This is a genomic window from Pseudomonas sp. Irchel 3F6 (assembly GCF_900187595.1).
Taxonomy (GTDB): domain Bacteria; phylum Pseudomonadota; class Gammaproteobacteria; order Pseudomonadales; family Pseudomonadaceae; genus Aquipseudomonas; species Aquipseudomonas siliginis.
Genome location: NZ_FYDP01000002.1, coordinates 969,742 through 982,099 on the forward strand (window position 1 = coordinate 969,742; position 12,358 = coordinate 982,099).

At 58.5% G+C, this 12,358-nt stretch carries 9 protein-coding genes; 8 read left to right on the forward strand and 1 reads right to left on the reverse strand.

All coding sequences use genetic code 11. From position 1 onward, the window contains the following. Nucleotides 1-125: 125 nt before the first annotated feature. The gene (locus CKW30_RS10555) at nucleotides 126-437 is read left to right on the forward strand and encodes a DUF485 domain-containing protein (RefSeq protein WP_016771016.1); all 312 of its coding nucleotides are present in this window, start codon (nucleotides 126-128) and stop codon (nucleotides 435-437) included. Beyond that, nucleotides 434-2,092, forward strand: coding sequence for a cation acetate symporter (locus tag CKW30_RS10560; protein WP_016771015.1), 1,659 nt, complete (start codon nucleotides 434-436; stop codon nucleotides 2,090-2,092). The genes CKW30_RS10555 and CKW30_RS10560 overlap by 4 nt, the downstream gene beginning before the upstream one ends. Nucleotides 2,093-3,115: 1,023 nt before the next feature. Here the strand turns inward: CKW30_RS10560 and gltA are convergent. Next, entirely contained in the window at nucleotides 3,116-4,405 is a 1,290-nt protein-coding gene (gene gltA / locus CKW30_RS10565; protein ID WP_003222994.1) for a citrate synthase, read from the reverse strand. Between the two features lie 363 nt (nucleotides 4,406-4,768). On the opposite strand from gltA, the gene sdhC reads away from it, so the two are divergent. The 6 genes from sdhC to odhB all read left to right on the forward strand — a co-directional run bounded on the left by sdhC (nucleotide 4,769) and on the right by odhB (nucleotide 12,351). After that, complete coding sequence (gene sdhC, locus CKW30_RS10570) at nucleotides 4,769-5,143, forward strand: succinate dehydrogenase, cytochrome b556 subunit (protein WP_016773673.1); 375 nt, start codon at nucleotides 4,769-4,771, stop codon at nucleotides 5,141-5,143. Beyond that, nucleotides 5,137-5,505 (forward strand): succinate dehydrogenase, hydrophobic membrane anchor protein, encoded by a 369-nt coding sequence (sdhD, locus tag CKW30_RS10575; RefSeq protein ID WP_008049683.1) that lies wholly within the window; start codon nucleotides 5,137-5,139, stop codon nucleotides 5,503-5,505. Before sdhC ends, sdhD begins: the two co-directional genes overlap by 7 nt. A 3-nt stretch (nucleotides 5,506-5,508) precedes the next feature. Beyond that, nucleotides 5,509-7,281, forward strand: coding sequence for a succinate dehydrogenase flavoprotein subunit (gene sdhA / locus CKW30_RS10580; protein WP_024012149.1), 1,773 nt, complete (start codon nucleotides 5,509-5,511; stop codon nucleotides 7,279-7,281). A gap of 11 nt (nucleotides 7,282-7,292) precedes the next feature. Beyond that, entirely contained in the window at nucleotides 7,293-7,997 is a 705-nt protein-coding gene (locus CKW30_RS10585; protein ID WP_016773675.1) for a succinate dehydrogenase iron-sulfur subunit, read from the forward strand. Between the two features lie 251 nt (nucleotides 7,998-8,248). Continuing rightward, nucleotides 8,249-11,080: a 2-oxoglutarate dehydrogenase E1 component gene (locus CKW30_RS10590; RefSeq protein ID WP_095180747.1), complete on the forward strand. Its 2,832-nt coding sequence runs from the start codon at nucleotides 8,249-8,251 to the stop codon at nucleotides 11,078-11,080. 44 nt (nucleotides 11,081-11,124) lie between these two features. Then, nucleotides 11,125-12,351 (forward strand): 2-oxoglutarate dehydrogenase complex dihydrolipoyllysine-residue succinyltransferase, encoded by a 1,227-nt coding sequence (gene odhB, locus CKW30_RS10595; protein ID WP_024012151.1) that lies wholly within the window; start codon nucleotides 11,125-11,127, stop codon nucleotides 12,349-12,351. Nucleotides 12,352-12,358 lie beyond the last annotated feature (7 nt).

Below are 12,358 nucleotides of genomic sequence, written 5' to 3' on the forward strand. Positions count from 1 at the left end.
TTCTGTGTACCGGAAAATGGCTAAAACATCATGGCCATCTACTACTAAGGTCGTCTGGAACCTCTCTCGCAGCCGCATACATTAGCTACGTTCCAACAATAATTTGTGCTGCGAGGATAAAAACAATGAACGACAGCATTTACCTCTCGATTCAGAACAGTCCCCGATTCAAGGAGCTGGTTCAGAAACGGGAACGATTCGCCTGGATTCTCTCGGCAATCATGCTTGGGCTCTACTCCGCATTCATCCTGCTGATCGCATACGGGCCGCACGTGCTCGGGGCGAAACTCAGTCCTGAATCCTCGATCACCTGGGGCATCCCGATCGGTGTCGGTCTGATCATTTCAGCCTTCGTCCTGACCGGCATCTACGTGCGCCGCGCCAATGGCGAGTTCGACGACCTGAACAATGCGATTCTCAAGGAGGCTCAGCAATGATCCGGCGTCTACTGGCTTTATTGAGTGTTGCGGCTTTCGCGCCGAGTGTCTGGGCGGCTGACGCATTGACGGGGGAGGTGGCCAAACAGCCGCTGAACATCCCGGCGATCCTGATGTTCGTGGCCTTCGTCGGCGCGACGTTGTACATCACCTACTGGGCTTCAAAGAAAAACAACTCGGCCGCCGACTACTATGCGGCGGGCGGCAAGATCACCGGTTTCCAGAACGGCCTGGCGATTGCCGGCGACTACATGTCGGCGGCGTCTTTCCTGGGGATTTCCGCGCTGGTGTTCACCTCCGGCTATGACGGCCTGATCTACTCGATCGGCTTCCTGGTGGGCTGGCCGATCATTCTGTTCCTGATCGCCGAACGCCTGCGCAACCTGGGTAAATACACCTTTGCCGACGTGGCGTCGTACCGCCTCGGGCAAACCCAGATTCGCACCCTGTCCGCCTGCGGCTCGCTGGTGGTGGTGGCGTTCTACCTGATCGCGCAAATGGTCGGTGCCGGCAAGCTGATCCAGCTGCTGTTCGGCCTCGATTACCACGTTGCGGTGATCCTGGTCGGCGTGCTGATGTGCATGTACGTGCTGTTCGGCGGCATGCTCGCGACCACTTGGGTGCAGATCATCAAGGCAGTGCTGCTGCTGTCCGGTGCCTCGTTCATGGCGCTGATGGTGATGAAGCACGTGGGCTTCGACTTCAACACGCTGTTCTCCGAAGCGATCAAGGTTCACGCCAAGGGCGAAGCGATCATGAGCCCCGGCGGTCTGGTGAAGGATCCGATCTCGGCATTCTCGCTGGGTCTGGCGCTGATGTTCGGCACCGCTGGCCTGCCGCACATTCTGATGCGCTTCTTCACCGTGAGTGACGCAAAAGAAGCGCGCAAGAGCGTGCTGTACGCTACCGGTTTCATTGGCTACTTCTACATCCTGACTTTCATCATCGGCTTCGGCGCGATCTTGCTCGTCAGCACCAACCCGGCCTTTAAAGATGCAGCGGGCGCCTTGCTCGGCGGCAACAACATGGCGGCGGTGCACCTGGCCAACGCGGTGGGCGGCAGCATCTTCCTTGGCTTCATCTCGGCAGTGGCGTTCGCAACCATTCTGGCTGTGGTAGCCGGTCTGACGCTGGCGGGTGCTTCGGCGGTTTCTCACGACCTGTACGCCAGTGTGATCAAGAAGGGCAAGGCCAACGAGAAAGATGAGATTCGCGTGTCGAAGATCACCACCATCGCCCTGGCGGTGCTGGCGATTGGTCTGGGCATTCTGTTCGAAAGCCAGAATATTGCGTTCATGGTCGGCCTGGCGTTCTCCATCGCGGCGAGCTGCAACTTCCCTGTGCTGCTGCTTTCGATGTACTGGAAGAAGCTGACCACTCGCGGCGCGATGATTGGTGGCTGGCTGGGTCTGGTCAGTGCTGTTGGTCTGATGATCCTCGGCCCAACCATCTGGGTGCAGATTCTGCATCACGAGAAGGCGATCTTCCCTTACGAATATCCGGCGCTGTTCTCGATGATGATTGCGTTCATCGGGATCTGGTTCTTCTCGATTACCGACAAGTCGGCGGCTGCGGATAACGAGCGGGCGCTGTTCTTCCCGCAGTTTGTGCGTTCGCAGACCGGGTTGGGGGCGAGTGGGGCGGTTTCGCACTAAGAGATCAGTTGTAAGCTGCAAGCTTCAAGCTTCAAGAAAACGCCCTGGTTGAGAGATTGGGGCGTTTTTTTTGTGGGCGGTTATCGGTTGGTTTGGTGTGTATATCCGTTTTTTGCAGTGCTGCGGCTGGCGGTTTCGCCCTTACGGCGACTTACTTTTTTACAAGCGCCTAAAAAAGTAAGCAAAAAAACGCTTGCTCCTGCGTTCGGCCCTCGCAGGCTCGGGTTCCTTCGCTGCGGGATCGATCCGGGCGCAGCGTTTCCGGTTTGCTTCGCTGCACCTCCTTCCGCTGTGTCTGGCTGCGCCAGACGGTCGCTGCGCTCCCACGCCCGGATCAATCCCTCCGCTCAGCCTTCCGACGTCGCCCGTGGATCAAGATCAAAAGCACTCGAGCTAACGCTCATTGTTGAGTGGTTAGAAGCGTCGCATGGCTTGAGATTTTCGGTGGATTCGCCCCTCACCCCAGCCCTCTCCCCAGGGAGAGGGAGCCGATTTGTGTGGTGTTCAAAACCTGCATTCGACTCGGTATCGCAAGTCGGCGTGTTTCGCCCAAACACCTCGGTCAGTCCCCTCTCCCTCTGGGAGAGGGCTAGGGTGAGGGGCTCTTGATCTGGCTTTGGCTTTTGCTTTTGATCTCTTGCCCCTTCGGCAGGCTTCGTTACGGGATCGATCCGGGGGTGGGAGCGCAGCGACCGTACGACGTAGTCGTACACAGCGAGTGTAGGTGCAGCGAAGCCAACCGGAGCCGCTGCGCCCGGATCGGTCCCGTAACGAAGGTACCCCGAGCCCCAGCGAGCGGGCCGTACGCCGGGCCAAAGCCTTTTGGGTTACCTTTTTGGCGTTTGGAAAAGGTGACTCGCTGTAAGAGCGAAACCGCCAGCGGCAGCACCCGCAGCAACGGATATGCCCTTAAAATCCAAGAACCAGTCGGCCCGAAGGCCGCTGAAACCACAAACAAAAACGGCCTCTATATAAGAGGCCGTTCCTGACACACCACTAAACCATCACAAAAAAGAAAAACCCTTATTTGCGATCTTCCAGCTTGGTAATGTCACGCGACTCGTAACCGGTGTACAGCTGGCGCGGACGGCCAATCTTGTACGGGCTCGAAAGCATTTCTTTCCAGTGCGAAATCCAGCCCACAGTACGCGCCAGGGCGAAAATCACCGTGAACATGCTGGTCGGAATGCCGATCGCCTTGAGGATGATCCCCGAGTAGAAGTCGACGTTCGGGTACAGCGAGCGTTCGATGAAGTACGGGTCGGTCAACGCGATCTCTTCCAGGCGCATGGCCAGTTCGAGTTGCGGATCGTTGTTGATGCCCAGTTCCTTCAGCACTTCGTCGCAGGTCTGCTTCATGACAGTCGCGCGAGGGTCGCGGTTCTTGTAGACGCGGTGACCGAAGCCCATCAACTTGAACGGATCGTTCTTGTCCTTGGCCTTGGCGATGAACTTGTCGATGTTCGACACATCGCCAATCTCGTCGAGCATGGTCAGCACGGCTTCGTTCGCACCGCCGTGGGCAGGACCCCACAGTGCGGCGATACCGGCAGCGATGCAGGCGAACGGGTTGGCACCCGAAGAGCCGGCCAGACGCACGGTGGAGGTCGAAGCGTTCTGCTCGTGGTCGGCGTGGAGGATGAAGATCCGGTCCATGGCCTTGGCGAGTACCGGGCTGATCGGTTTGATCTCGCACGGGGTGTTGAACATCATGTGCAGGAAGTTTTCCGCGTAAGTCAGATCGTTGCGCGGGTACATCATGGGTTGGCCCATGGAGTACTTGTAAACCATCGCTGCCAGGGTCGGCATCTTCGCAACCAGACGGATCGCGGAAATTTCGCGATGCTGCGGGTTATTGATGTCCAGGGAGTCGTGGTAGAAGGCCGAGAGGGCGCCGACTACACCGCACATGACGGCCATCGGGTGGGCGTCGCGACGGAAACCGTTGAAGAAGGTTTTCAGCTGCTCGTGAACCATGGTGTGGTTCTTCACGGTGCTGACGAACTGGGCCTTCTGTTCTGCGGTCGGCAATTCGCCGTTGAGCAGCAGGTAGCAGGTTTCCAGGTAGTCCGACTTTTCAGCCAGCTGTTCGATCGGGTAGCCGCGGTGCAACAAAATGCCGTTGTCGCCGTCGATATAGGTAATTTTCGATTCGCACGAAGCGGTCGACATGAAACCCGGGTCGAAAGTGAAGCGGCCCGTGGCCGTCAGGCCCCGAACATCGATTACATCGGGACCAACGGTGCCGGTTAAAATGGGCAGCTCGACGGGGGCTGCGCCCTCGATGATCAACTGCGCTTTTTTGTCAGCCATGTGGCCTCCTATTTATGCTTGAACCATCAGACAGACCCCCCACGCAGGGCCCGCACCACTATAGTGAGATAAATTCGAATGTCAATTTGCCTAAAGTCTTGCTCCAGAAGGCTTTAAGCCGACTTTTTCCTCGAAATTGCCTGCCATTTACGCCTTTTATGCAACTTGTGCAATCCGCTATTGGGGGTAGGTGAACGCGTTGTCATTAGTAGCCTAACTGTCTATACTCGGCCACCGACCGCCAAGGGCTTTTGGGCTTGCTTTCATTGGGGGTCGCATCCCTGGGTGGTGGTTACCTGACCAGTGCACTCCCCAACAACTTTGCCCTGATTGTTAGGGGCTCTTCAGTGTGAAAAAAAAGCCGTGAAAAGCCAACGACCTGTAAACCTAGACCTAAGGACCATCAAACTCCCAGTCACTGCTTACACGTCCATTCTTCACCGTATCTCCGGTGTCATCCTCTTCGTGTGCCTTGCCATCATGCTTTACGCATTGGACAAGTCGCTGAGCTCCGAGGAAGGCTTCGGTCAGGTGAAAGCGTGTCTGACCAGTCCGCTAGCCAAGCTAGTGATTTGGGGCATCCTGTCCGCTCTGCTGTATCACCTGGTAGCCGGTGTGCGCCACTTGATCATGGACATGGGCATCGGTGAGACGCTGGAAGGCGGCAAACTGGGCTCGAAAATCGTTATCGCCGTTTCCGTGGTGGTAATCGTTCTGGCAGGAGTCTGGATATGGTAACTAACGTCACTAACCTGTCGCGTTCGGGCCTCTATGACTGGATGGCACAGCGTGTGTCTGCGGTCGTTCTCGCGGCTTACTTCATCTTTCTGATCGGATACATCGTCGCCAACCCTGGCCTCGAGTATGCCCAGTGGCATGAACTGTTCGCTCACAACGGAATGCGTATTTTCAGCCTGCTGGCCCTTGTTGCTCTGGGCGCTCACGCCTGGGTCGGCATGTGGACCATCGCGACCGACTACCTGACGCCAATGGCGTTCGGCAAGTCCGCAACAGCGATACGTTTCCTTTTCCAGGCAGTATGCGGCGTTGCGATGTTCGCTTACTTCGTCTGGGGTGTGCAGATTCTCTGGGGTATCTGATTCATGGCTAACATTCCAACGATTTCTTTCGACGCCATCATTATTGGTGGTGGCGGTGCCGGCATGCGCGCTGCGCTGCAGCTGGCACAGGGCGGCCACAAGACTGCGGTGATCACCAAGGTTTTCCCGACCCGTTCGCACACCGTGTCCGCACAGGGCGGCATCACGTGCGCCATCGCTTCCGCCGACCCGAACGATGACTGGCGCTGGCACATGTACGATACCGTCAAGGGTTCCGACTACATCGGTGACCAGGACGCTATCGAATACATGTGTCAGGAAGGCCCGGCTGCCGTGTTCGAGCTGGACCACATGGGTCTGCCGTTCTCGCGTACCGAGCAAGGCCGCATCTACCAGCGTCCGTTCGGTGGCCAGTCCAAGGATTACGGCAAGGGCGGTCAGGCTGCACGTACCTGCGCTGCATCCGACCGTACCGGTCACGCGCTGCTGCACACCCTTTATCAGGGCAACCTGAAAGCCGGTACCACGTTCCTCAACGAGTACTACGCTGTTGATCTGGTAAAAAACCAGGAAGGCGAATTCGTTGGTGTGATCGCGATCTGCATCGAAACCGGCGAAACCTCCTACATCCGTGCCAAGGCCACCGTTCTGGCCACTGGCGGTGCAGGCCGTATCTACGCGTCCACCACCAACGCCCTGATCAACACCGGTGACGGCGTCGGCATGGCTCTGCGTGCTGGCGTGCCGGTACAAGACATCGAAATGTGGCAGTTCCACCCGACCGGCATCGCCGGCGCCGGCGTACTGGTTACCGAAGGTTGCCGTGGTGAAGGTGGTTACCTGATCAACAAGCACGGCGAGCGTTTCATGGAGCGTTATGCTCCGAACGCGAAAGACCTTGCAGGTCGTGACGTGGTTGCCCGTTCGATGGTAAAGGAAATCATCGCCGGCAACGGTTGCGGTCCGAATGGCGACCACGTAATGCTCAAGCTCGACCACCTGGGCGAGGAAGTGCTGCACAGCCGTCTGCCAGGCATCTGCGAACTGTCGAAGACTTTCGCCCACGTTGACCCGGTCGTTGCTCCGGTTCCGGTTGTGCCGACCTGCCACTACATGATGGGCGGCGTTGCCACCAACATTCATGGCCAGGCGATCACCCAGAACGCCGAAGGTCAGGACCAGATCATCCCTGGCCTGTTCGCGGTAGGCGAAGTGGCTTGCGTATCGGTACACGGTGCGAACCGTCTGGGCGGCAACTCGCTGCTCGACCTGGTGGTCTTCGGTCGCGCTGCCGGCCTGCACCTGGAAAAGGCGTTGACCGATGGCATCGAATACGACGACGCTACCGAGTCCGACATCGAAGCTGCACTGTCGCGTCTGAACGCGCTGAACAACCGTACCGACGGTGAAGACGTTGCCACCCTGCGTCGCGAGCTGCAAAGCTGCATGCAGAACTACTTCGGTGTATTCCGTACCGGCGAATACATGCAGAAGGGCATCGCTCAGTTGGCCGATCTGCGCAAGCGTATCGCCAACGTGAAGATCAACGACAAGTCGCAAGCGTTCAACACTGCACGTATCGAAGCGCTGGAACTGCAGAACCTGCTGGAAGTGGCTGAAGCTACCGCCATCGCGGCCGAAGTACGTAAAGAGTCCCGCGGCGCTCACGCCCGTGAAGACTTCGAAGACCGTGATGACGAAAACTGGCTGTGCCACACCCTGTACTTCCCGGGTGACAAGCGCGTCACCAAGCGTGCCGTGAACTTCTCGCCGAAGACTGTTCCGACTTTCGAACCTAAAGTCCGGACTTATTAAGGGTGACCGCCATGTTGCAAGTCAGTGTTTATCGCTACAACCCTGATCAGGACGCCGCGCCGTTCATGCAGGATTTCCAGGTCGATACCGGTGGTAAAGACCTGATGGTGCTGGACGTGCTGGCCCTGATCAAAGAGCAGGACGAAGGTTTCTCCTATCGTCGCTCCTGCCGTGAAGGTGTCTGCGGCTCCGACGGCATGAACATCAACGGCAAGAACGGTCTGGCCTGCATCACGCCGCTGTCTGCCGTTGTAAAAGGCAACAAGCTGATCGTTCGTCCGCTGCCAGGTTTGCCGGTTATCCGTGACCTGGTCGTCGATATGAGCATCTTCTACAAGCAATACGAGAAGGTGAAGCCTTACCTGCAGAACGACACGCCGGCTCCGGCCATCGAGCGTCTGCAGTCGCCAGAAGAGCGCGAAAAGCTCGACGGTCTGTACGAGTGCATCCTGTGCGCCTGCTGCTCGACCTCTTGCCCGTCCTTCTGGTGGAACCCGGACAAGTTCCTGGGTCCTGCTGCGCTGCTGCAAGCCTACCGCTTCCTGGCAGACAGCCGCGACACCAAGACCAGCGAGCGTCTGGCTTCACTTGACGACCCGTTCAGCGTTTTCCGCTGCCGGGGCATCATGAACTGCGTCAACGTATGTCCGAAAGGCCTGAACCCGACTAAGGCCATCGGTCACATCCGTAACATGCTGCTTTCGAGCGGCGTGTGATTCAGCTGCTGTAACCGTTGCACCGTAGAGGCTGTGGCGCGGGCTTCAACCCGCGTCATGGCTATAACCAGAGCAGTAGCCATAAGCTGCAGCTCTTCTTTTGAAGAAATGAGACAAGCAGGGGCATCCGGGCTGGTACCCGGACTATCAGTGTGATCCTAGGTGGCTTGTTTTAGTCGCTGCATTCGGACTTCTGCAAGTTTGCTCGGTGTCGACACCGATGGTGTTCCCCTAACCGAGGGTGACCAAGCATGCAAGAAAGCGTGATGCAGCGCATGTGGAACAGCGCCTACCTTTCAGGTGGAAACGCTGCCTATGTGGAAGAGCTTTATGAGCTCTACCTGCACGACCCTAACGCTGTGCCAGAAGAGTGGCGCACCTACTTTCAGAAGTTGCCAGCCGACGGCAACTCTGCCACTGATGTTTCGCACTCGACGATTCGCGATCATTTCGTGCTGCTGGCAAAGAACCAGCGCCGCGCCCAACCGGTTTCCGCCGGCAGCGTGAGCAGTGAGCACGAGAAGAAGCAAGTTGAAGTGCTGCGATTGATCCAGGCCTACCGTATGCGTGGCCACCAGGCAGCCCAGCTTGACCCGCTGGGGCTGTGGCAGCGTCCTGCACCTGCAGACCTGTCGATCAATCATTACGGCTTGACCAATGCCGATCTTGATACGACCTTCCGTGCCGGCGACCTGTTCATCGGCAAAGAGGAAGCGAGCCTACGCGAAATTCACGAAGCGTTGCAGCAGACATATTGCCGCACCATCGGCGCTGAGTTCACGCACATCACCGATTCCGAGCAGCGCCAGTGGTTCCAGCAGCGTCTGGAAAGTGTGCGTGGCCGTCCGACGTACTCCGCCGACATCAAGAGCCACCTGCTTGAGCGCGTGACTGCCGGTGAAGGCCTGGAAAAATACCTCGGCACCAAATACCCGGGCACCAAGCGTTTCGGTCTGGAAGGCGGCGAAAGCCTGATTCCGATGCTCGACGAACTGATCCAGCGTTCCGGCTCGTACGGCACCAAGGAAGTCGTCATCGGCATGGCCCACCGTGGCCGTCTGAACGTACTGGTCAACACCTTCGGCAAGAACCCGCGCGAGCTGTTCGACGAGTTCGAAGGCAAGAAGAAGGTCGAGCTGGGTTCCGGTGACGTTAAATACCACCAGGGCTTCTCGTCCAACGTGATGACCACCGGAGGTGAAGTTCACCTCGCCATGGCGTTCAACCCGTCCCACCTGGAAATCGTTTCCCCGGTGGTCGAAGGTTCGGTGCGCGCCCGTCAGGACCGTCGCAACGACCTGACCGGTGAGAAAGTTCTGCCGATCTCCATCCACGGTGACGCGGCATTCGCCGGTCAGGGCGTGGTCATGGAAACCTTCCAGATGTCGCAGACCCGCGGTTTCAAGACCGGCGGTACCGTGCACATCGTGATCAACAACCAGGTTGGTTTCACCATCAGCAACCCGCTGGACTCGCGCTCCACCGAGTACGCCACCGACGTGGCCAAGATGATCCAGGCGCCGATCCTCCATGTGAATGGTGATGATCCGGAAGCCGTGCTGTTCGTGACCCAGCTGGCCATCGACTACCGCATGCAGTTCAAGCGTGACGTGGTGATCGATCTGGTCTGCTACCGTCGTCGCGGCCACAACGAGGCCGACGAGCCAAGCGGCACCCAGCCACTGATGTATCAGCAGATCACCAAGCAGCGCACCACCCGTGAGCTGTACGCTGATCGCCTGACTCAGGCCGGTGTGCTTGACGCTGAACGCGTTCAGGCCAAGGTCGACGAATACCGCAACGCGCTGGACAACGGTCTGCACGTAGTGAAATCGCTGGTCAAAGAGCCGAACAAAGAGCTGTTCGTCGACTGGCGTCCGTACCTGGGCCACGCCTGGACTGCGCGTCACGACACGCGTTTCGATCTGAAGACCCTGCAAGAGCTGTCCGCCAAGCTGCTGGAAATTCCGGAAGGCTTCGTCGTTCAGCGCCAGGTCGCGAAGATCTACGAAGACCGTCAGAAGATGCAAGCCGGCGGCCTGCCGATCAACTGGGGTTACGCTGAAACCATGGCGTACGCGACCCTCGCGTTCGAAGGTCACCCGATCCGCATGACCGGTCAGGACATCGGCCGCGGTACGTTCTCGCACCGTCACGCTGTGTTGCACAACCAGAAAGACGCGGGCACCTACATTCCGCTGCAGAACCTGTACGACGGTCAGCCACGTTTCGACCTGTACGACTCGTTCCTCTCGGAAGAAGCGGTACTGGCATTCGAATACGGTTACTCGACCACCACGCCAAACGCGCTGGTGATCTGGGAAGCCCAGTTCGGCGACTTCGCCAACGGTGCTCAGGTCGTGATCGACCAGTTCATCACCAGCGGCGAGCACAAGTGGGGCCGTCTCTGCGGTCTGACCATGCTGCTGCCACACGGTTACGAAGGCCAAGGCCCTGAGCACAGCTCGGCTCGTCTTGAGCGTTACCTGCAGCTGTGCGCCGAGCACAACATTCAGGTGTGCATGCCGACCACGCCAGCGCAGATCTACCACTTGCTGCGTCGTCAGGTGATCCGTCCGCTGCGCAAGCCGCTGGTCGTGCTGACGCCGAAGTCGCTGCTGCGCCACAAGCTGGCCATCTCGACGCTGGAAGATCTGGCCGAAGGTTCGTTCCAGACCGTGATCCCGGAAATCGATGCACTGGACCCGAAAAAGGTCGAGCGCGTGGTTCTGTGCAGCGGCAAGGTCTACTACGACCTGCTGGAAAAACGCCGTGCCGAAGGCCGCGAAGATATCGCCATCGTGCGTATCGAGCAGCTGTATCCGTTCCCTGAGGACGACTTGAAAGAAGTCCTGGCTCCGTACACCAACGTCAAACACGCCGTTTGGTGTCAGGAAGAGCCGATGAACCAGGGTGCCTGGTACTGCAGCCAGCATCACTTGCGTCGCAGCATCGCCAACCTCGACAAGACTCTCGTACTTGAGTACGGGGGCCGTGAGGCTTCGGCTGCGCCAGCTTGTGGTTACGCATCGATGCACGCCGAGCAGCAGGAAAAACTGCTGCAAGATGCTTTCACTGTTTAACGCCTTCGCGCTGACTGAAACCGAATTTTAAGGACCCACAGATAATGGCTATCGAAATCAAAGCCCCGTCATTCCCGGAATCGGTTGCCGATGGCACCGTTGCCACCTGGCACAAGAAACCAGGTGAGGCCGTCAAGCGTGACGACCTGATCGTCGACATCGAAACCGACAAAGTCGTGCTCGAAGTGTTGGCTGAAGCAGACGGCGTGCTGGGCGCAATCGTTGCCGAAGAGGGCGCTACCGTTCTGTCGAACCAGGTCCTGGGCTCGATCGAAGAGGGCGGCGCTGCTGCTGCCGCTCCTGCCGCCGCTGCTGCTCCGGCCGCTACTGCCGCTGCCGCACCAGCTGCTGCCGATGGCGAAGATGACCCGATCGCCGCTCCTGCCGCGCGCAAGCTGGCTGAAGAAAACGGCATCAACATCGCTTCCGTTGCCGGCACCGGCAAGGGCGGTCGTGTGACCAAGGAAGACGTGGTAGCAGCGGTTGCTGCCAAGAAAGCCGCTCCGGCTGCCGCACCTGCCAAGGCTGCTGCTCCTTCGGCTGCTGCGCCTGTGTTCGCTGCCGGCGACCGCATCGAGAAGCGCGTACCGATGACTCGCGTACGTGCCACCGTGGCCAAGCGTCTGGTTGAAGCCCAGTCGAACATGGCGATGCTGACCACGTTCAACGAAGTCGACATGACCGAAGTCATGGCGCTGCGTTCGAAGTACAAGGACCTGTTCGAGAAGTCCCACAACGGCGTACGCCTGGGCTTCATGTCGTTCTTCGTGAAAGCGGCCACTGAAGCGCTGAAACGCTTCCCGGCTGTCAACGCGTCGATCGACGGCGGCGACATCGTTTACCACGGCTACGCAGACATCGGCGTTGCCGTTTCCAGCGACCGTGGCCTGGTGGTACCGGTTCTGCGTAACGCCGAGCTGATGAGCCTGGCTGAAATCGAAGGCGGCATCGCAACATTTGGCAAGAAAGCCCGTGACGGCAAACTGTCGATGGACGAGATGACCGGTGGTACCTTCACCATCACCAACGGTGGTACCTTCGGTTCGATGATGTCGACGCCGATCGTCAACCCGCCGCAGGCAGCGATTCTGGGCATGCACAACATCATCCAGCGTCCGATGGCCATCAACGGTCAGGTCGTGATCCGTCCGATGATGTACCTGGCTCTGTCCTACGATCACCGTCTGATCGATGGCAAAGAAGCTGTGACCTTCCTGGTGACCATCAAGAACCTGCTGGAAGATCCGGCTCGTCTGTTGCTGGATATCTAAAAAGCAG

Excerpts from the sequence above, each read along its gene's own strand:
- sdhA (WP_024012149.1), top strand. The coding sequence starts at position 5,509 with ATGGCTAACATTCCAACGATTTCTTTCGACGCCATCATTATTGGTGGT.
- CKW30_RS10555 (WP_016771016.1), top strand. The coding sequence starts at position 126 with ATGAACGACAGCATTTACCTCTCGATTCAGAACAGTCCCCGATTCAAG.
- sdhD (WP_008049683.1), top strand. The coding sequence starts at position 5,137 with ATGGTAACTAACGTCACTAACCTGTCGCGTTCGGGCCTCTATGACTGG.
- odhB (WP_024012151.1), top strand. The coding sequence starts at position 11,125 with ATGGCTATCGAAATCAAAGCCCCGTCATTCCCGGAATCGGTTGCCGAT.
- CKW30_RS10585 (WP_016773675.1), top strand. The coding sequence starts at position 7,293 with ATGTTGCAAGTCAGTGTTTATCGCTACAACCCTGATCAGGACGCCGCG.
- CKW30_RS10560 (WP_016771015.1), top strand. The coding sequence starts at position 434 with ATGATCCGGCGTCTACTGGCTTTATTGAGTGTTGCGGCTTTCGCGCCG.
- CKW30_RS10590 (WP_095180747.1), top strand. The coding sequence starts at position 8,249 with ATGCAAGAAAGCGTGATGCAGCGCATGTGGAACAGCGCCTACCTTTCA.
- gltA (WP_003222994.1), bottom strand. The coding sequence starts at position 4,405 with ATGGCTGACAAAAAAGCGCAGTTGATCATCGAGGGCGCAGCCCCCGTC.